The following is a 19749-nucleotide window of genomic DNA, read 5'->3' as shown; positions in this document are numbered from 1 at the left end:
GCAATGACGGCGATTTAGGGAAAGTCACTAACCGGGGCTCCGCTGGTCCTGCCCTGCTCCCGCTGGTCCTGCCCTGGCTCTGGCTCTGCTCCGCTGCTGCTGCCGCCGCTCTGCCCTGCTCCCGCTCCGCTCCACTAAAAGCATCCAAATACGGCAAGCGTCCAAAAAGTTTTCCTGTAGTGGATTGTTCGGTTGCATGAAAGTCCAAAGAAAGCCCGGTTTGCGTTTTGAACTGATCGTCGCCTACTATGAGTGACGTTGCCGAACTTGCGTTCGGTTGGTTTGTCATGCCTAAAAATAAAAGAAGAGAAAGGCCGAAACCCTCTACATTCTCAGTGTTTCAAACCCCTTTTTTTATTTCACCCTGGCTCTGGATTCGGGTTTTTACTGGGGTTTACTTTTTTCTTTTTTTGCAGTAGGGGAGGGAACGAAGGTGGGCACCGGGATTTCCATTTCGGATCGAATCAGAAAAAGAGGCCCCTCTCGCCGGGAATTCCTCTATCTTGGGTCCTTTCCTGAAGTGCCACTCTGCCCTCCTTGTTAGCCCATCAAGGCGACAGTGCGGCTCTATGGCCCAGCTGTCAGCGTGACAATCGATAGTGCCTTAGCGGGGCATCGGTACGACCAGGGCCAAGCTCACTGATCCTTGAACGACACCAGCATCTAATCGTGTAGGTCCGGCGGTGCTGTTAGTTCTTACCTAGAGACTTTCCTTGAATCGCCGTCATTGCCGTCAGTGAGTCATGATGTGGCTCTGACCTGCGGTTATACCGTGACGGTGCTTTGGATTTGCCGTCACCACGCGTCTACTGTGCCGTCATGACCAGAGTGAGCAGGGCCAGCACCAGGGGTGTGAGCGGGGCGCTGGGTTGCTTATAGGCCATTGGTCTGTGAACAGCATTACCGCCGAACCCTGAGGGTGCCGGCGGTGCTGTTAGTTCTTACCTAGAGACTTTCCTTGAATCGCCGTCATTGCCGTCAGTGAGTCATGATGTGGCTCTGACCTGCGGTTATACCGTGACGGTGCTTTGGATTTGCCGTCACCACGCGTCTACTGTGCCGTCATGACCAGAGTGAGCAGGGCCAGCACCAGGGGTGTGAGCGGGGCGCTGGGTTGCTTATAGGCCATTGGTCTGTGAACAGCATTACCGCCGAACCCTGAGGGTGCCGGCGGTGCTGTTAGTTCTTACCTAGAGACTTTCCTTGAATCGCAGTCATGATGTAACCGAGAATCGCTACTCTTTCGGGAATAGCTCTTTCGGTTCCTGGCATAGCGGGTGGACAATAGCGCCACTCTTTACGGTGTTGATGCTCATTTCACCGAAGCAGGTCTGACAGATTGGAATATCCGTTTTGCTGATCGTGTAACGCCTAGAAGTCGATGTTCTATGTGACATGACAGAAATTCCAATGCTCTTGAGTGGTGGTATGTTCCGCTTCAGAGCGCCGCCGGCAGCACCAGGCGTCTTAGGCCAAATTTGGGGGCGAGGATGGGGCGAAACCTTCTCAAGCAATTCTGTAGTGGTGCCTGTCCACACTCCGCAATCTTCGATTAAGTCCCTGATGGCTGCGGCGAACAGATTTCCCTCGATAACATCTACTGCCGCTTCTGTCGTGGTTTTCAAATAGTCCTCCAAGGTAGTCCAGCCCGTAACCTGATCCAGAGCAGCCAAAACGCGGGCGAAGTCAGCCATACGCGGCATCTCTTCCAGCTTGACATTGGGCAAAATGCCTATGACCCCGGCCAGAAGATCAAGGATCGCACCGTGGGAAGATCTGCGGATTGAGTCAAACTCATTCTTTACTTCCTTCTCTGTGCGGCGTCCATTCTCGGGTATTGGATCTAGATCAACGCGCAAAAGTCGGTCGCTGACATCACCTTGGAGCGAGCCAGGGTCAATGCTTGTAATGACGATAGGGCGTTTGAAATGTAGAACCGTGATGTCCGAGTCACTGTAGTTTTCCCTTTTTATGTAGCCGTCTCCAGTGACCGCTTTGCATAGTGCATCTTGGAACCAGGGTTTGAGGGTTGACACGTTATCCAGGCCAATAATGGGAGCGTTGTAAGCGGTTGTTGCCCAGTCATCAACCTTGTCTGGAATGTTGGAAGTAGCCGGGGATGGGCTAATTAGCTGTATTAGCAGCTTCATAGCGCTGGTCTTAGCAGTTCCTTGCTGGCCAATTATTCCTAGAATTGGGTGTGGAATGTCATGTATACAAGAGGCAACTAGCCAGCCAATCAGCAACCGGAAACCACTTTCAGGAATATTGATCAGTTTTCTAAGCCCTTCTAAGCTTCCCCCTTGCTGGGGATGTGGCATAGGAGAAATAAGTGCAGAGCGTCGAAAAAGAACTGGTGAGGTTGGCAGCAATTTCCAGCCGGTGGGAGTAACGGCTATTGTTTGGCCGTCTGGGGTACCTAGGTCAATGTATAGAGTGCCTGTAGCGGCGTCGTCCGCGAAACGGAGAAACACGTGTTCATCTGCGGCGGCCATAGCGTCGCCTTCGAGAACGCTCATCATTTCCTGTAGGGCAGTTGATGACGCCGTTCTTTTCTTCTGCGCATAGTAGAGCGAAGACAATTGCTGACGAAGACCGCCGGCTGTACCTTTTAGCGGCAGAGCTAGGCCCGGCTGGTCATGCTTGACGGCATAGATTTTCCCTTCGGGGCTTTTAGCCATCCGGTAAAGCGCCTTAGCCATTTCAACAAGTTCTGCCGACTGAGTAGGTGCGCGCCCCTGCTTTTGCTTTGCTGGTTCGGCGGGTGCGGGATCATTCAGCACAACATCTCGGTACGGATCGTCCAAGTAGTCCGGCGGCTCGCTCTCGCTTTGCTCTCGCTGGTCAAATTCGGGATCGTATGGCGGTTCGATTGGGGACCATGCGCCGTCAGTCATTGGTGAACTCTGGCATTCCATGCGTTTCGATAATCTCGCTAAGGAGCTTCATGCATTCGGGGCCGGACAGTGACATGGCCTTTCTTGTATAGGAGTCTTGAAACTTAGTTTTCTGTGCATATTGACCCTCTAGTAGTCGGACCATTTCAAAGCCAATGCTGATGGATGGATACCCGTATTCGGTTAGCCACCGCACACCATTTGTTATGACTAGTGGCCGGTGGGCAACTTCAATGGACCGGGGTTGAGTGCGCGGGGGCGACATTGACGCCAGGGCTAAGCATGAAATTTCGTCACCGCTCTTGATTAGTCCGGTTACCGCCATAAAACCGCGCCGGTCGAGGCCATCGACGATCATCCTCTTGATTTCGGGGACTGTGGCGACACCGGTGGAAATTTCTATGACCGCCGGTTCAGTGCCGATATTCCTAAAGATGCTAACGGTCCATCTTTGAGAGCCAGAGAATTGGCGGACGGCAAATACTGGGTAGAGTCCGTCGTTTTTTGGGCGGCAATACTTGGACAGAGATTGCATGGATATGACGGACACGTGCTGACGTTCTGTGATGGGGTGGGCATCAGTGTTGGTCATCGTGACCTCCGGCTAGCCTGAATGTCCATCCAGATCCACATGCCAAGGTACGACGCAATAGCGGTGCACAAAATGAGCATTAGTTACCGCTCTCTGGGGTTCGGTCCTGCGAAGGGATGGCGTTAGAACGGGCTACTATTTCGCCGGCGGTCTGTAGGGCTGCGGCAAGTTCGGCGGCTCTGATTGCAGAAATATTTGTTTCGTCGATTTCTACGGTTAGCCGTATAGCGCCGCGTTGCACTGTCCCGCGCTGGAAAACGTCAATTTGGGTTACCGTCACCGTGCTGTCGTGCGATTCTGACCACGGCAACAGATCCAACTCATGAATGCGTGACGCGGCCCCGTTGGTTTCTTCATGGAACGAATTGGACCAGGAACGGTTAGAAACTCCGCGAGTGCTTGCGGCCCACTCTGGCGAAACGGTTAGTTCAACTTCCATGGCGAAAGCGTGGAAGTCTGGCCCCATTGCGGACCAAGGGGACACCAGCAGGAAACCGATTGAGTGCAGGGCGTTACTGATTCCGAACAATGCATCGTCCGTGTTGCCAGGATCGAAAAAGGTGAGTTCATCTTCAAGATTGGTTGCACTGATACTCACGGTCCACCAGAAACCTGTTATGCCGTATCGCGTGCCGTACGAGGAACAAGCCGAAACTTTGGCAGGGCCAGCGGCATTTTCTATTTGGTCTGCCGGCGGTGCTGAGCAGTAGTAGCACTTGCCAACGGGGGCTGAATTCCAGCCATTAGGCCATTTGAATTCATGCTTACCTGTGCCGCTGTTCGGGCACTCTCGCGCGTTCACTTGGCAACTCGCGTATCGGTGCGGGAGAAGGAATTGGCATCCAAGTACTGTTCAACGTCTCGGAGTCGGTAGAGGACCTTCCTGCCCACCTTCACGAAATTTATGCCGCCGCCGTTGTACCTCAGGTTTGCCAGAGACGCGGGGGTGGTGTGCAGCAAGTCGGCAGTCTGCTGAGGGGTGAGTACCTCAAGATCGGTGTTGCTATGGGTTGACGCGTTCAATCAGATCAAATCCTCAAGTAGATTATTAGTCGAGTTTCGGTAACACTGTTGATTATTGAGTAAGTGCGCAAGGGTTGTCAAGTCGAGCCTTAGACTAAATTACGTACAAGACACGCCTTGATACTTTATATTGTGCAAGCTGTCAAGTAGACGGATATTTGGCTACTATCAACGTGTGAGCGAAGCAGAGAAGTTGGCAGAAGTAATGGGCAGAGAAGCGAAGCGGCTGCGCCTAGAGGCGGGTTTGACGTTGGAAGACGTGGCTCGCGATGCCCGGTTGAGGGGTCTCAAGTGGTCGACCGCCAGGGTCGTGGAATTCGAAAACGGCAAAATTCCGTTAGCACTAGGCACGCTCTTGATCGTCTGCGAGTCCCTGGGTTGGAGTAAGTCCATGACTCGGCGCCCAGTGAAACTGTCTGACTTGGTGCCTTTATCGGGATCGGTCCAACTGAACGCCGATTTCTCTACAGATGCTGCCGTGGTCAAGGGGATTCTTGAAGGTCAAGAGGTGCAGTTGTATGGGCCTGAAGAAGTGCAAGAAATGGAACAGCGGCACGGTGAAGCCATGGACATAGTTGTGGCGGCCCAAGATCTGGCACCCAAAAACTCGAGCATGCTCATGATGAGGATCGAGCAGGAGCATGGCCTTGCTGAAAAGCGCCTTGCAAAATCTCTAGGAATCAACAGCGCTGAACTGGTTGCCTGTGAGGCCTACTTGTGGAAGCGGTCCATGAGTGCGGAGCGTGCCCAGCGAGCAGAAGATAACGCTTCAGCCCAAAAGCTCGGGAGGATCACGCGGGAACTCAAGGCTGAAATCAAAGACCACTTTGAGTCAATAAGAGGTTCGCGCAATGGCAACGATTGAGCCTTATACGACTGCCGCCGGCAAGCGTTACCGGGTGCGCTATCGGACACCAGCACGTAAACAAACAGACAAGCGTGGCTTCAAGACGAAGCGGGACGCTGAAGCATTCGCGGCAACGGTTGAAGTGTCCAAGCTGCGTGGTGAGTACATCGACGCAACGGCGGCGCGGCTGACGATTGGTGAACTTGGCGGTGAATGGTTGACCAGGCAAACACACCTGAAGCCGTCATCTTTTCGGCCGGTGGAATCTGCTTGGCGTCTCCACGTTGAACCGTTCTGGGGTGTCCAGGCTGTGGCGGATATTCGAAAGACGGCCGTGCAGCAATGGGTGTCAGAGCTGACTACTGGCGATGGGAAGGGACGTAAGCCCAAGAGTGCAACAGTTGTGATTCGGGCCTATGGCATTCTGGCAAGCATTCTAGATTCCGCTGTGGATGACCGGCGGATTCTCAGTAACCCTTCGCGCGGTGTGAATCTTCCGCGTAAGACTAAAAAGCCACACGTCTATCTGACGCATGAGCAAGTGCACGCGCTAGCCATGACTAGCAAATATCCAACGCTTGTTTTAGTGCTGGCTTACTGTGGCTTGCGCTGGGGTGAAGCCGTGGGCTTGCGTGTAAAGGATCTGGACATGCTGCGCCGGCGTATCAACGTCACGGAAAACGCTGTTGAGGTTGGATCAAAAATTGAAGTAGGCACACCCAAGAATCACAAGCGCCGCGCCGTGCCATTCCCACAGTTCCTAGGGGACTCTCTGGCTAAGCAGTGTGAAGGCAAAGACCGTGATGCGCTGGTATTCCCAGGCGGCGACGGTAAGCACCTGCGGTCAGCCCGCGTGCACGAGGATAGGCAAAGCTGGTTTGGTGGAGCTGTCATTAGATCCGGGATTCCCCGAATTACGCCGCATGATTTACGGCATACAGCGGCAAGTTTCGCCGTGAGCGCTGGGGCAAACGTCAAAGCAGTGCAAAGAATGCTCGGGCATAGCAGCGCCGCAATGACTCTAGACACCTATGCAGACCTGTTTGACGATGACCTAGACGCCGTAGCTGACGCGCTACATAAGGCGGTATCACTTTCAAGTGTGGGCAAAATGTGGGCAAACGCCGAACTCTAGAAACAGCTAAGGCCCCTACTTCCCTTATGAACAAAGGGAAGTAGGGGCCTTGCTACTTGGCGGTGACGGTGGGATTTGAACCCACGTCAGGCTCTCACCTGAACAACATTTCGAGTGTTGCACCTTCGGCCGCTCGGACACGTCACCAACGCGTCAACCTTACCGGGTCAAAGCCCAACAACAAAAACGAGACCACACAACAGTGCCGCTATAGGGCAAGATGAGCTCATGGACAGTGCAACGCAACGTGCCTGGAGCTGGCATAAACAAGGTCTTGACGGCACTCTCGCGGGCGCCACAGCCGCGGAAGTGCTCAGCGCGGCGGGATGGGCCCGATCAATCGGCGGAGCCAATCCATATCTCACGCTCTTCGCCAGAGCAGGCATTCGTCGCGAACAGGCCGACGCCGACATGGCGGCACTGCGCATTCATGAACTTCCGACGGCCCGCGGCTGCACCTATGTTCTCGGGGCAGACGACTTCCCTTGGGCGTTGTCGCTGGGCCAAGGGGCCGCGGAGGCGACGGTGAAAGTCTTAGATAAGCTCGGCGTCGACCGTTCCGAGGTCAAGGCACTCGAGGCGCAGACGCTCGAGGTGCTTCGCAGCGCCGGACAGGCGCTGGATCCGAAACAGCTCAAGGACCAGCTGGGCGATGCCGTGCGCAGTCTGGGGGAGGAGGGCAAGAAGAAGGGCGCCTCGACCACCCTGCCCACCGTGCTTGGATTGCTGCAGGCGGACGGTCGGATTCGGCGAGTTCCCAGTAACGGCCGGCTCGACCAGCAACGCTACGCCTACACGGCTTGGGGATTGCCCGCAGCCAGTGAGTCGCCGGAGGAAGCCCGCGCCAAGCTGATGGAGAAGTACCTTGGCTGGACCGGTGGGGCGACACTCAAGCAAACCCAATGGTTTACGGCATTCACCGTCGCACAAACGAAGGCCGCGCTCGCAGCCGTGGGTGCCGTGGAGCGTGAGGGGCTATGGATGCTGCCCTCCGATGTCGACGCCGCGAGCGCCTTCACCGCGCCCAAGGAAGAGCAGATCCAGCTACTGGCGGGAACCGACGCGCTATTCCTGCTGCGCCGCAACGCCGCCGACCACTTTGCCGAGGAGGACAAGGACCGCCATCTGCTCAGCGCCAAACTCGCCCTGCAGGCCGATCTGCCGGACCACCCCATTGTGGATCGCGGCCGCATCATCGGCCTATGGCAATACGATCCCGGCGCCGAGCGCATCGCTTACTGGACGTTTGGGGCGCCGACGGAGGCCGTCATGCAACGCATTCACGAGGTCGAAGATTTCATTCGCGAGGACCTAGGCGACTTCCGCTCCTTCAGCCTGGATTCGCCGTCGAGCAGGCAAAAACAGATCGACGCGATCAACGCGGCGAGGAGCACGTCATGAGGGCGGCGCGGTGGTTTGCGCTGGTCGCCGCAGCCACGCTGGCCGGAGCAAGCATGGTCTCGTGCTCGCAGGGTTCCGATTCTCAGCCCTGCATGCCTCCCAAATTTTCGCTCAGCCAGGATGCGGCGAGCCCCGGCGAGAGCATCACGGTGAGCGCGGCCGACGCCAGCTGCGATCCCCGGTATGGAGAGGGAGCTCAGATTCAAGTGGAAGTCATGGACGGTTCCGGCATTAAAATCGTCGACGAGCTCGCTCCCATGAACGACGCCGGCGGGTTCAGTGTGCAGGTAGAGATCCCCGCCTCTGCCGTCCCCGGCCCTGGAATGGTGTCGGCCTACCCCTACAACATGGACTGGTGCGATGACACGGGAAAGAACAACCGAGTGGGTGCCGTGGGCGCGCAAGACATCACGCTGGTGTCCTGCGTGATGCCGACCAAGCCCCTGCAGATTGAGCCGTAAAATCCTGCCCTAGTGCCGGTGTCCGCCGAAAAATTCCTTGAGCAGGGCGGCGCATTCCTCTTCGCGCACGCCCGGAAACACCTCGACCCAATGGTTGAGGCGGCGTTCGCGCAGCACATCAAACACTGACCCTGCCGCGCCGGCCTTCTCATCCCACGCCCCGAAGACCACCCGCGGAATTCGCGCCAACACGATGGCCCCGGCACACATGGTGCACGGCTCCAATGTGACCACGAGCGTGCAGTCCGCAAGCCGCCATTCGCCCAACTTTGCGGCGGCCTCGCGGATAGCAACGACTTCGGCATGCGCCGTCGGATCTCCATGGGCTTCGCGTTCGTTGCGCCCCAATCCGAGGACTTCACCGTCGGGTCCAAGCACGACGGCGCCAATCGGCACATCGGCCGTGGTCAAGGCGCGCTGTGCTTCCGTGAGTGCAATACCCATCCATTGGGCATGAAGTGCCGTGGTAGTGGTCTCGATTCTGGGGAATTTCGGGGTATTGGGCACGGCTCAATGGTAGCTTTTATTCATGCGCGTATTCGTTGCGGATCATCCGCTTATTGCCCACAAGTTGACCGTTCTGCGGGACAAGAACACTCCGTCCCCCGTTTTCCGTCAGCTGACCGAAGAACTAGTCACGTTGCTGGCCTATGAAGCGACACGTGAAGTGCGTGTAGAGCCGGTCAACATCGAGACCCCGGTAACCAACGCCATCGGTACCGGCTTGGTTAAGCCCACGCCGCTCGTTGTGCCGATTCTCCGCGCTGGCCTGGGCATGCTCGAGGGTATGACCCGCCTGCTGCCCACCGCTGAAGTTGGCTTCCTTGGTATGGCTCGCAACGAGGAAACCCTCGAAGCCATCACCTACGCAGAGCGCCTTCCCGAAGACCTCACCGGTCGCCAGGTCTACGTCCTGGACCCGATGCTGGCTACCGGCGGCACCTTGATCGAGGCCTTCAAGTTCCTCTTCGACCGCGGCGCAGCAGACATCACCTGCATCTGCCTCCTCGCAGCTCCCGAGGGTCTGGCCAAGCTCGAAGCCGCTCACGGCGATCGCGACAACGTTCACGTTGTTCTCGCATCCATCGATGAGGGCCTCGACGAGAACTCCTACATTGTTCCTGGTCTTGGCGACGCCGGAGATCGCCTCTACGGCGTCGTGGACTAACACTTACGCGAAAAATGCCACCGTTAGGCAATCTCGCTATAGGTCGGCCTATAGCGAGATTGCCTAACGGTGGCATTTCTGCGTTGCGGGGTGATTTCAAGCCCCCAGAGTGCCCCGGTTGGACCCCGGAAACCCGCAGGAACCCGCGGAGCGCCCAGGAACCCGGTTTTAGTACCAGTTCACGGCTTCCGAGTGCGCCCAGGCACCGCACGGTGTGGAGTAGGTCTCCGTGATGTAGTTCAGGCCCCACGTGATTTGGGTTTCGTAATTGGTGAGGTAGTCGGCGCCAACGCTAGCCATCTTCTCGGCCGGAAGCGACTGCACGATCCCGTACGCTCCGCCGTCGGGGTTCAGCGCAGTGGTGCGCCAGTTAGATTCCCGTTCCCACAACTGGGTGAGGCAGCTCATTTCGCCAGCGCCCCAGCCGCGGGCGCTCACCTGTGTGGCGGCGTACGCTTTTGCTGCTTCGGGATTGTCCACAGCAACGGGCGGAGTCGTCTCAACCGGTGCGGGTGCCTCAGCTACCGGGGTAACCTCCGCTGCTGCGGCCTTGACCTCGGCGACCGCGGCGGGAGCCGTCGGCGTGGCCGAGGCAGTTGCCTTCGTGGCCTCCGCGACGGAGAGTCCCGAGAAACTGATGGTGGCATCATCTGCGGCCGAAACGGCGCTCGGTGCGGCCGTCGCGTCGGCGGCGGAAACCAGACTTGCCAGGCTCGGATCAACCGACTGGCCCACTTGTTGTGCCAAGGAGCCAGCCACGACGAGTCCGCCAACGACGGCTAGTGCGGCCATGTATTTGGCGGTCTTGGTCACGGGGGACGGCGCGGCAGCGGCGTGGGACCCCTTGCGAGGGGAGCGCCCGAGAATCGGCTGGCGGCGTTGTGGTTCGGCGCGGCGTCGGCCGCGCTGCGGTGCAGCGGTCATGAATGTATTGCCTCTCTACGCCTGCGAGGTGAGCTGTCGGGAACGGACTAGAGAATCCGGCCAGCGGTTCATCAGGAACGTAAAGCTGCTGATGCGCGTCGGCTTAACCCCAAGGGCTTCCATGCGGAAAGGCCCGTAAATATTGGGTCCCCCGTCTCTGCCATGCGGGTGGAGGAAGATGGGCGGCGGCAGAGCTCGGCGAACCGTCCCTCGGTGCCAAAAACCGTAAATGGTCAGCGGGCACTTTACTCAGGCTAACGGAAGCAAATCCAATTGTCACATTTTGGTAACAACCTTTGTAGCAAGTGAGCGGCGCAACATTTACTTAGCAATGCTAACGATCTATGCTGGAGAACAGACGATACGAAACTTTTGATGTAGATAGCGCAGCGATCATGAACGAAACTTTTCCTCCCTCCAGCACAGCTCCCACCGCCAGTACGACGTCGGACCCCTCCTTGGGTGCCCCACGTAAACCTCCCCGGCCCATCGGCGCTGGCCCCTTGGCCGCCGAACTGCGAGTGGCCGTCATGCGCACCTCGCGCCGGCTTCGAGCGGAAGCAGCCACCCGAGAAATTAGCCCCGGCCAGTATTCGGTTTTGGCGGCCGTGATGGATGGACCCAAAACCGTCGGGCAGCTTGCCGCGCGAGAACAGATCCAGGCGCCATCCATGACCCGGATCGTCAATGCGCTGGCCGAGGCGGCCTTTGTGAGCCGCGAAGAAAACCCCGACGATAAACGCCAGGTGCGCGTGCGCGTCACGGAGTCCGGCTCCGCGGCGCTGCTCCGGGCTCGGTCGAAGCGGACGGAATGGCTGGCCCGAAAGGTCGCGACGCTGACGCCTCAGGAACGCGCCACGCTGCATGAGGCCGCCCTGATCCTGCAGGAGATGAGTGCCTAGATGCCGTCGATGTTCAGTGCTCTCAAAGTTTTCAACTACCGCCTCTGGGTAACCGGGGCGCTGGTTTCTAACATCGGCACCTGGATGCAGCGCGTGGCCCAAGACTGGCTCGTGTTGACGATTCTGACCAACAATTCAGGCACGGCCGCCGGGATCACGACGGGGCTGCAATTCCTCCCCATCATCTTCCTTGGACCCTATGCGGGACTCCTGGGAGACCGGGTCAACAAGCGCAAATTGCTGCTGCTGACGCAGACGGCCATGGGTTTTTGTGCGCTTTTGTTAGGAATATTGGTCGTCACAAACACTGTACAACTCTGGCATGTGTATGTATTGGCACTCCTTTTGGGTGTGGCCAGCGCCTTCGATGCGCCGTCACGCCAGGCCTTTGTCTCGGAAGTCGTCGGAAAAGCCGACGTCCCCAACGCCGTCGCCCTTAACAGCGCCTCCTTCAACCTGGCCCGCCTCGCAGGCCCCGGTGTTGCCGGCCTGGTCATCGCCATGGTGGGCACGGGCCCGGCGTTCCTCATCAACGCGGCCAGCTTCGTGGCCGTCATCTTCTCCATCTGGAAGATGCGGGTTCACGAGCTCATCCCGCCGATCAAGGTGCCGCGCGCCAAGGGGCAGATTCGCGAAGGGCTGATGTACATCCGCCAGCGGCCGGATCTGCTCATGATCATGATCCTGGTGTTTATCGTGGGGACCTTCGGCATGAACTTCCAGATTACCAACGCCCTCATGGCCACCACGGTCTTCAACCTGGGGCCGGGGGAGTACGGATTGCTGGGCTCCGTCATGGCCATCGGCACCCTGGCCGCCGCACTCCTCGCGGCTCGCCGCAAGAAGACCCGGATGCTGTATGTGGTGGGCGGGGCGCTGGCCTTCGGGGTCACCGTCGGCGTGGCAGCCATCATGCCGAGCTACTTTTGGTACGCCGTGGCACTGGTTCCAGTGGGGCTTGCGGCCTTGACGTTCATGAACGCCTGCAACACCACAGTGCAGCTGACCACCGACGCCACCATGCGTGGCCGCGTGCTCGCCGTCTATATGGTGGTGCTGCAGGGCGGAACGCCCATCGGGGCGCCGCTGGTGGGCTGGATTGCCACAGAGTTTGGGGCGCGCTGGTCGCTCGGCCTGGGCGCCGTGGTGGCGCTTGTGGCGGGATTCGCGGCCTTGATCTTGATGAATCGCCGCAATCACGTCCGGCTCCGCGATCAGGTGCGTAACTTGCGACCCTCGTTCATGGTGCGTGAGCTGCACTAGGAGTCACTTGGCGCGAGGAAGCGTAAGCCGGCCCCGGCGCGTCATGCGCATTAGGTAAACAGCTGTTGCTATACCGGCATATTCTGCAAGAAAGCTGAGACCGGGCTGCGACTTGCCGAGCCCATCATAGACATGCATTGCAAGACTTTGAACTAACTCATTCAAAATCCTGATTCCACAGAATTTATGACAGCTTATAACGTCACATAGATCATTTTGTTTGACATATTGATGAAATGGCTCATCAAGTGAGAGCAAGATGACAGGGTGGCATTGGTCACAAATTAGTACACGATCCCACATTGTGGACATTTTGGGGCTATGTTACTTGCAAGTTCGCTTTGTTACGTAGGACACTGGCTAGTGTGAACACCCACTCAGTGAATCCTGCAGCCGCAGTACTCGTCGACGTCACCATGACCCGATGCAATACACGTGGTTGTCGAATGCAGGCCTAACGCACAACCCTGGAGCTCGCGCACTAGATGGCGTGAGGAAGTACCAGTCTTGGCCCATGGGCCCGCCTCGCGAAGAGGCATAAATAGTTCTGGAACCTCAGGACTCATGGAAGCATTCGCGCCGTTGAGTACGGCCATACAGCTAGGTAGTTCAATGTCAGTAGCATCTGGATACGTCCACATCTCCGTCCGTAATGCAGCCCGCGCCGTCGCCCGGAACACCGGCACCGCAGCCCGCGCCGCTCAGCTTGAAACGCCCGGATATGGCGCCAGCTACCGCCCCGAAGCGGTCACGGCGGCCAGCCGTTTGCGCTCCGTTCCCACCCATGACGCCACCCCCATGACGGCGCCCACCCCGGTGATTGCCGGCGGCGACAAGTTGCGCGGCGTCAGCCCCGACAATGTTGCCCGCGGCTTTGTTTTGTACGTTGGCGTTGACGAGGACACGGCCGCAGCCGCCGGAACCTCGCTGGCCAAGCTCGCTCAGGATATTCGGGCCTACGCGCAGAACATCGTGCCGCAGGCTCAGAGCTACGCGGCCGTCGCCATCGCACCCTCGGATGCCGTTGGAACGCCGCTTGACGTGGTCCGCTCCACCTTCGGTGATCCCACGGTTTCCGCCCGTCCCCGTCAGGAAGCTGTGCGCGTCACCGCCGTTGATCAGCGCCCCACGGGTGTCTTGATCGACCTGGCCCGCCGCGAAGTCCACCTCGATGGCGACACCCTGAACCTCACGTTCAAGGAATTCGAGCTGCTGAACTACCTCGTGGAGAACGGCACCCGCACCGTGGGTCGCGATGAGCTCCTCGAGGGCCTCTGGTCCAACGCCGATGAGGTCCCCAACGAGCGCACCATCGACGTTCACATCCGTCGCCTGCGCTCCAAGCTCGGCCGCCTGGCCAACACGGTCCGCACGGTCCGCGGTGAAGGCTACCGCTTCTACGAGCACCCCGAAGTGGTCGTCTGGGCCGCCCCCGAATACTCGATCTAGCAAAACTGACGACGGCGTTCCCCGCACCTCGGTGAGGGAAACGCCGTCGTCCGTCTTTAACTGTCACTAAACTAAGTGAATGAGCGAACACCACATTAAGCGTCTGATTCTGATGCGCCACGCCAAGGCCGCGTTCCCGTTGGGCGTGGAGGACCATGACCGCCCGCTGGCCCAGCGCGGTCACACCGAGGCTCCGCTGGCCGGCAAATGGCTGCTCGAGCACGATGTGGTGCCGGACTTTATCCTGTGCTCATCGGCGCTACGCACCCGCCAGACATGCACCTGGGTGTGCCAGCAGCTCGGCGACAAGGCCCCCACGCCCAAGCTGGAATCGGGGCTGTACGCGGCCGGGCCCACCTCGATGCTCTCGGTCATCAATCACGTGCCGGAAACCGTCAACACACTCATGGTCATCAGCCATATGCCGGGCATTCAGTCGTTGGCATTGCGGCTGGCCTCGCGGGACTCGGACCAGGACGCCTATATGGAGCTGGCCTCCGGTTTCCCCACGAGCGCCTTTGCCGTGCTGGAACACAGCGGCGACTGGGCGACCCTTGACGGACAGGATGCCCAGCTCAACAGCTTCGTGGTGCCCCGCTAGACGCTCCTAGGATTCAATCTCCGGCATAAGCGTCTTGAGCGTCCACGTCTTCTTCTTGGCCACGGCGGCCCAGGCGAAGACCAGGCCCAGCAGCAGGTAGCCCAGCAGCCCCAGCACGATCGGTACCAGTGGCGCAAGATCGGCCCCGTAGACCAGGTGTCGCATGCCCTCCACCACGTGTCCCATGGGCAGAATCTGGTGCATGATGTGCAGCGGCGCCGGCGTGGTCTGCCACGGGAAGGTGCCGCCGGAGGAGACCAGCTGCAGCACGAGCAGGATCAGCACCACGAACTTCCCCGGGGTCCCCATGAGCGCCACGATGCCTTGAATTAGCGCCGTGAACGCCATCGACGCCAGTAACAACAGTCCCAGCGTCAGCCACGGATGGCTGGGTTCTAGCCCCAGCCCAAAATGTACGACGGCGTAGAGCACCACGGCCTGGACCGTCGCCACAGTGGCAAACGGCAACCAGCCGCCCACTGCGATCTTCCACGCCGGGGCGTTGGAGGCTAGGGCTCGGACGGTCAGCGGGCGCATGACCTGAACCAGCATGAACGCACCAATCCACAATGCCAGCACTAGGAAGAATGGCGCCAATCCGGAGCCGTAGTTCGCGGCCTGGGCCTGGGAAATCGAGTCCACCCGGATGGGGTTGGCAATCACGCCGGCAGCGTTTTGCTTGTCCTTATCGTTCGGGTTCGGAACCGATCCGGCGCCATTGTGCAGCTGCGTCGAGAGCTCCGTGGCCCCCGTGAACAGCTTGCTGGAACCGGCCTTCAAATCGGCTGCACCCGAATCCAGCTGCCCCGCACCGGCGGCCAGCTGATTGGCGCCGTCCAGGGCGGAACTCTGGCCCTCGGCCAGGGTTTCGGCACCTGTGGCGAGTTGCCCGGCCCCAGCGTGAGCCTGCATGATGGCGGAGGTGAGGGCCGGCGTCGAGCTTGCCAACGTCTTGGCTCCGGAAGCGACCGCGGCCGCACCGTCAGCCAGTTTTTGCACATCAGCGGCGTCGGCCGCAAGCTTGCTCTTGAGATCCGTAATTTGCGGGCTCGAGTTCGCTGCATCGGCCGCCAGCGAGGCCCCGATGGCCTTGGCCTGCTCGGGCGTGATGGTGCCGTCGGCCGCAAGGGCGCCAAGCTTGTCAGAGATCCGGGTGGTCACGGCCGTGTCGAGGTTCTCGGCCGACTTGATGGCCTCCTGCACCTGGCTATTCAAGGTTGCCGTGCCCGCCGCGACGGCCGCGGCCCCATCGGAGAGCTGCTGGGTGCTGTCCGGCAGGGTGGTTGTCTGGCTTTCCAGCTGGCCCAGACCCTTGTCAAGGGAGGCGGCGCCGGACTGCAGGGAACGCGTGCCGGTGAGTAGCTCGGTTTGCCCGGAGACCAGGCTATTCGTTCCAGTCAGCAGCTCGCCCGTGCCGTTCTGGAGCGTCCCCACCCCGTCATTGAGGGTTCCGGCGCCATCGGCAAGTTGCTGGGCGCCGTCGGCTGCCTTCACGAGTTGGGCATGGATGGTGCCATAGCCCGTCAGCAAGGAATTAGCGGTTTGCTCGCCCACCTGCTGCGACACCGATTCGTGGACCTGCGTCGCCACCTTATCCACGATGGAGGTCAGGAGATAGTTGTTCGCGTCGCTGGTCGTCACGCTCATCATGGCCTGCGTGGCGGCATCAAAGTTCTCCGGTGAGGCAAGGTTCGCCGAGAAGTCTGCCGGGATGGTCAGGGCGAAGGCGAATTCGCCACTGCGCACACCGTCGCTGGCTTCCTCCGGGGTGTCAACGCGCTGCCAATCAAATTTATGGCCGTCAATGAGGGTTTGGGCCACATCCTCGCCCACCTGCAGCTTCTTGCCATCCTTGGTCACGGCGCCCTGGTCTTGAACCACGACGGCGGCCTGCAGCTGATCGAGGTTGCCATACGGATCCCAGTTGGCGTAGAGATACACGGCGCCATAGAGCAGCGGAACCATGACCATGGCCACGATGGTGAGCTTGGGCAGAATGCCGCCGGTCATGCGCTTGAGTTCAGACAGGGCTAATCGGAAGACGGTCATCGGATTTCCTCTTCCGGTTCAGTGGCTGCCTCAGGGGCGCTGGTGTCGCTCGTTGCAAGGACTTGGCTTGCGGGATCGGGATCGGGATCCGGGGCTGGCGTGGTCTCGAGAATGTCCTGAACAAGATCATCGTCCTCGGGGAGTATCGCCGGGGTGTCGTCCGCGGACTCAACTACAGTGCTAGCGGCCGAGGGGGTCTCGACGGGAGGGACGACGTCGTCCGGGTCCTGAAGCAAAAGATCATTGCCGGCCACGGCGGCGGCACCATCCCACTCGTCGGGGAGGTGGCCCACAATGCCCACCACCACGAGGGGTCGCAGGGGAGTCTCGGCGTTGGCGTCAGGGCCGCGGCCCATGGTGCCGGCCGCGAGCTCTTCCAGGAGGGGCAGCCAGGCGCCGGTGTCGGCCGTGTGACGATCGGGGGAGTCAACCACCACAAGATCCACGTCTCGATTGGCCAAGGCCAGCTCCAGCTGGAGTTTCAGGAGCCGGTCCGGGGCCAGTTCCTCGATCCACTGCTCGAGAATGTCGCGGAAGCCGTTCTTGACCAGCCAGGCCGTGGGGCGGGTGCGATCGCGGAACTTGAAGGGGACCAGCGCGAGGTCCTCGGCGGCTAGGGACCGCACGGTGAGGTGATTCTCGGGGGCATTGACGTCGGGGGCATCGATGATCGCGCTGCGGCGGCGCAGGGAGCCCAAGGACGCGTCGTGACCGATCGAAACCGTGCCGGAAGTTGGCTTCATGCGTCCGGTCAGCGCCAAGGCCAGGGCGGTGCGTCGTTCCTGCCCGTCGGCCTGAATCAGGAGCACCTCAGAACGGTTAGCCGCAATCGTCGTGGCGGGCAGCAGATTGTGGTGCCGGCCATTGATGTGGAGCTGATGAGTGGTGAGCATTGACAGCGTTCCTTTAGAGGTGAGTGGCTATACCAAAAATATCAGAACTGACCGGTCAGTCCAAGAAATATGATGCGACTCATTCCCGCGAACCGAAAATGACAAAGAGCGGACAGTCGCAGGTGATGTTCGCTAAAACATTACCCGTGACTGCCCGCTCTTGGTCTGTGTGTCGCTGGCAGACCGCGTGATTAGGCGGTCAGTGCGTCCTTGAACCAGCCGGTGATGGTTGAGGGGTGGGTGATGGCGGTGCCAACAACCACGGCAAACGCGCCGGCGTCCAGGGCCGCGCGCGCCTGGGCGGGGGAGTGGATACGGCCTTCAGCGATGAGCGGCTTGCCCAGGTTAGCGGCGGCGATCTCGGCAAGGAGTTCCAGATCCGGGCCGTCGGTCTTGGGACGTTCGCCCGAGTAACCGGCCAAGGTGGTGCCGATCAGGTCGGCGCCGGCCTCGGCGGCAGCAACGGCGTCGTCAAAGGAACCACAGTCAGCCATGACCAGGGAGTTGGAGTTGGCGTGGATGCCCTCGATGGTTTCGGCCAGGGTCAGGCCGTCCGGACGGGGGCGGCGGGTGCCGTCGATCGCGACGATGTGCGCACCGGCGCTGGCACAGGACAAGGCGTGGCGCAGCGTCGGGGTGATGAAGACGCCGTCGTGCCCGTCCTTCCAGAGGCCGATGACGGGAACTTCCACTGCGGCACGTGCAAACTGGATGTCGGCGATGCCCTGAACACGGATCGCTGCGGCGCCACCGATGACGGCGGCTGCCGCGATCTGTGCCATGGTGCGGGGATCGCGCATGGGCTCGCCCGGGTAGGCCTGAGCAGACACAACAAGCTGTCCGGCAAGTGCGTCAAGGTTGGTCAATTTCAGCGTCACTGTAACTCCTAGTAAAAAATAGAACTAATTATTTCGCAAACATCAATGAAGCTGCTCCGACAATGGCGGCGGTGTTACCCAACGCCGCCCTGACGATAGCCACAGAGGCCAGAGGAGCGAGCAGTTCCGCCCGTGCTGCGGCTTCCATCTGGTCCCACCAAAGGTTTCCCGCATCGGCTAAACCGCCCGAGACGACAACCACTGCTGGATCAAGGATATTAATCAATCCTCCCACTGCCTGGCCCGCCGCTGTGGCAGCCGTGGCAATCACGCGCAGCGCCAGCTCGTCGCCAGCCTTGGCCGAGTCGAACACGGCCCGCGTGTCGATCAAGGAGGCGTCGCCACCCTCGCGCAGGTAGGCGGCGTGAATGGCCGGGCCGGAAGAGATGGCCTCCACATGGCCAGAATGCCCGCAGGAGCAGGGCAAAGGGGCGCCGTTGTGGACGGCAAGCGGTGAGGCAAAGTGGCCAACGTGTCCGCCCACGAAGTGGTGGCCCAGCAGCGGCTTGCCGTCAACAACAAAGCTGCCGCCCACGCCGGTGCCAAAGGCAACCATCAGGGCGGTCGGTGCGCCGGCGCCTGCTCCGTGCCAGGCCTCGCCGAGGGCGTGGGCGTGGACGTCATTGACGACGGCGGCCGGGAGTCCCAGCCGCTGCGTCAGGCCCGCCGTGATCGCCGTCCCGGTCCAGCCAAGGATGGCGTCGGTCGAGGAAATGACGGTGCCTTCGCTGGCGTTGATGACGCCTGCGGAGCCCACACCAATGGCGTCCACCGTGGCGCCCATGGCGGTGGCGCGCTCAAGAAGTCCGGAAACCATCAGGGCGATGGCATCGAGAATGGCCTCGCCACCATCCCTGTTCAGGGTGGGAATCTGGTCCGTGATCAGCACCGAACCGTCTTCGGCCACCACTCCGGCCGCCGTTTTGGTTCCACCCAGATCAATTCCAACTACATACCGCATGAAAGAGTCCTTCAAAGTTCCAGAGGATTAAAAAAGAATGCTCCCCAACCGGGTTCCTAAGGCCCAGCCCGCGAGGGGCCACGGCCTGGAACAAGGTTGGGGAGCGGGTGAAGATTAGATCAAGCCCGTGCGCTCAAGGATGACCTTGATGGCTGCGGTTTCGTCTTCGTCCAGGGAGAGCATGGGGGCGCTCATGACGTTGGTCTTGATGATGCCCATCAGAACCAAGGCGGTCTTGAACGCGCCCAAGCCGGCTGCGTTACCGGAGAGACGGCCAGCCTTCGGGGTGTAGACGATGTTGAAGA

The 19749-nt window shown here is 59.9% G+C and carries 19 protein-coding genes, 1 tRNA gene, 1 pseudogene and 1 riboswitch; of the genes and pseudogenes, 9 read left to right on the top strand and 12 right to left on the bottom strand.

The annotated features are described in order from the left end of the window. Positions 1-1235: 1235 nt before the first annotated feature. The 4 genes from CVS30_RS06275 to CVS30_RS06260 all read right to left on the bottom strand — a co-directional run bounded on the left by CVS30_RS06275 (position 1236) and on the right by CVS30_RS06260 (position 4512). The gene (locus tag CVS30_RS06275; protein WP_110484483.1) at positions 1236-2897 is read right to left on the bottom strand and encodes an AICE element replication initiation protein; all 1662 of its coding nucleotides are present in this window, start codon (positions 2895-2897) and stop codon (positions 1236-1238) included. Beyond that, entirely contained in the window at positions 2890-3489 is a 600-nt protein-coding gene (locus CVS30_RS06270) for a hypothetical protein (protein ID WP_110484482.1), read from the bottom strand. Before CVS30_RS06270 ends, CVS30_RS06275 begins: the two co-directional genes overlap by 8 nt. 79 nt (positions 3490-3568) lie before the next feature. After that, a complete protein-coding gene (locus tag CVS30_RS06265) occupies positions 3569-4087 on the bottom strand; it encodes a hypothetical protein (RefSeq protein ID WP_110484481.1) in 519 nt (172 codons plus the stop codon). A 200-nt stretch (positions 4088-4287) separates the two neighbouring features. Next, a complete protein-coding gene (locus CVS30_RS06260; RefSeq protein ID WP_110484480.1) occupies positions 4288-4512 on the bottom strand; it encodes a helix-turn-helix domain-containing protein in 225 nt (74 codons plus the stop codon). A 175-nt stretch (positions 4513-4687) separates the two neighbouring features. On the opposite strand from CVS30_RS06260, the gene CVS30_RS06255 reads away from it, so the two are divergent. Next, positions 4688-5377: a helix-turn-helix domain-containing protein gene (locus CVS30_RS06255; protein WP_110484479.1), complete on the top strand. Its 690-nt coding sequence runs from the start codon at positions 4688-4690 to the stop codon at positions 5375-5377. Then, on the top strand, positions 5364-6494 hold the full coding sequence (locus CVS30_RS06250) for a site-specific integrase (protein WP_110484478.1): 1131 nt from the start codon (positions 5364-5366) through the stop codon (positions 6492-6494). The genes CVS30_RS06255 and CVS30_RS06250 overlap by 14 nt, the downstream gene beginning before the upstream one ends. 57 nt (positions 6495-6551) lie before the next feature. Here the strand turns inward: CVS30_RS06250 and CVS30_RS06245 are convergent. After that, positions 6552-6641: transfer RNA gene (locus CVS30_RS06245), tRNA-Ser, on the bottom strand. An 81-nt stretch (positions 6642-6722) separates the two neighbouring features. On the opposite strand from CVS30_RS06245, the gene CVS30_RS06240 reads away from it, so the two are divergent. Both CVS30_RS06240 and CVS30_RS06235 read left to right on the top strand, forming a co-directional pair. Further along, the gene (locus tag CVS30_RS06240) at positions 6723-7895 is read left to right on the top strand and encodes a DNA glycosylase AlkZ-like family protein (protein WP_110484477.1); all 1173 of its coding nucleotides are present in this window, start codon (positions 6723-6725) and stop codon (positions 7893-7895) included. Further along, complete coding sequence (locus tag CVS30_RS06235) at positions 7892-8356, top strand: hypothetical protein (RefSeq protein WP_245934468.1); 465 nt, start codon at positions 7892-7894, stop codon at positions 8354-8356. The genes CVS30_RS06240 and CVS30_RS06235 overlap by 4 nt, the downstream gene beginning before the upstream one ends. A gap of 9 nt (positions 8357-8365) precedes the next feature. Here the strand turns inward: CVS30_RS06235 and tadA are convergent, their stop codons facing one another. Next, the gene (gene tadA, locus CVS30_RS06230) at positions 8366-8863 is read right to left on the bottom strand and encodes a tRNA adenosine(34) deaminase TadA (protein WP_281268068.1); all 498 of its coding nucleotides are present in this window, start codon (positions 8861-8863) and stop codon (positions 8366-8368) included. Positions 8864-8885: 22 nt separating this feature from the next. Here tadA and upp point away from each other — a divergent pair, with 22 nt between their 5' ends. Next, complete coding sequence (gene upp / locus CVS30_RS06225) at positions 8886-9524, top strand: uracil phosphoribosyltransferase (protein ID WP_110484476.1); 639 nt, start codon at positions 8886-8888, stop codon at positions 9522-9524. Between the two features lie 168 nt (positions 9525-9692). Here the strand turns inward: upp and CVS30_RS06220 are convergent, their stop codons facing one another. Beyond that, the gene (locus CVS30_RS06220) at positions 9693-10448 is read right to left on the bottom strand and encodes an aggregation-promoting factor C-terminal-like domain-containing protein (protein WP_146233357.1); all 756 of its coding nucleotides are present in this window, start codon (positions 10446-10448) and stop codon (positions 9693-9695) included. A gap of 6 nt (positions 10449-10454) precedes the next feature. Beyond that, a riboswitch (cyclic di-AMP (ydaO/yuaA leader) is annotated at positions 10455-10643 on the bottom strand. 200 nt (positions 10644-10843) lie between these two features. Between CVS30_RS06220 and CVS30_RS06215 the strand changes: the two genes are divergently transcribed. From CVS30_RS06215 to CVS30_RS06200, 4 genes are all read left to right on the top strand, one after another. Further along, entirely contained in the window at positions 10844-11350 is a 507-nt protein-coding gene (locus tag CVS30_RS06215) for a MarR family winged helix-turn-helix transcriptional regulator (RefSeq protein WP_110484764.1), read from the top strand. After that, a complete protein-coding gene (locus tag CVS30_RS06210) occupies positions 11351-12613 on the top strand; it encodes an MFS transporter (protein ID WP_245934467.1) in 1263 nt (420 codons plus the stop codon). It begins immediately after the preceding gene. 612 nt (positions 12614-13225) lie between these two features. Beyond that, entirely contained in the window at positions 13226-14062 is an 837-nt protein-coding gene (locus CVS30_RS06205; RefSeq protein WP_110484474.1) for a winged helix-turn-helix domain-containing protein, read from the top strand. A 79-nt stretch (positions 14063-14141) separates the two neighbouring features. Further along, the gene (locus tag CVS30_RS06200) at positions 14142-14663 is read left to right on the top strand and encodes a SixA phosphatase family protein (RefSeq protein WP_110484473.1); all 522 of its coding nucleotides are present in this window, start codon (positions 14142-14144) and stop codon (positions 14661-14663) included. A 6-nt stretch (positions 14664-14669) separates the two neighbouring features. On the opposite strand, the gene CVS30_RS06195 is transcribed toward CVS30_RS06200, so the two are convergent. The 5 genes and pseudogenes from CVS30_RS06195 to CVS30_RS06175 all read right to left on the bottom strand — a co-directional run. Then, entirely contained in the window at positions 14670-16712 is a 2043-nt protein-coding gene (locus tag CVS30_RS06195) for a YhgE/Pip family protein (protein WP_110484472.1), read from the bottom strand. Then, positions 16709-17605: an ABC transporter ATP-binding protein gene (locus CVS30_RS06190; RefSeq protein ID WP_181419707.1), complete on the bottom strand. Its 897-nt coding sequence runs from the start codon at positions 17603-17605 to the stop codon at positions 16709-16711. The genes CVS30_RS06195 and CVS30_RS06190 overlap by 4 nt, the downstream gene beginning before the upstream one ends. Before the next feature lie 191 nt (positions 17606-17796). Then, positions 17797-18483 carry an N-acetylmannosamine-6-phosphate 2-epimerase gene (locus tag CVS30_RS06185; protein ID WP_110484471.1) on the bottom strand — a complete coding sequence of 229 codons (687 nt, stop codon included), beginning with the start codon at positions 18481-18483 and terminating at the stop codon, positions 17797-17799. Between the two features lie 28 nt (positions 18484-18511). Further along, entirely contained in the window at positions 18512-19444 is a 933-nt protein-coding gene (locus CVS30_RS06180; RefSeq protein WP_110484470.1) for an ROK family protein, read from the bottom strand. Between the two features lie 114 nt (positions 19445-19558). Continuing rightward, a pseudogene (locus CVS30_RS06175) lies at positions 19559-19749 on the bottom strand (dihydrodipicolinate synthase family protein); the annotation flags it as partial.

Source organism: Arthrobacter psychrolactophilus (assembly GCF_003219795.1).
Classification (GTDB): domain Bacteria; phylum Actinomycetota; class Actinomycetes; order Actinomycetales; family Micrococcaceae; genus Specibacter; species Specibacter psychrolactophilus.
This window is presented reverse-complemented; position numbering and strand designations above follow the sequence as displayed.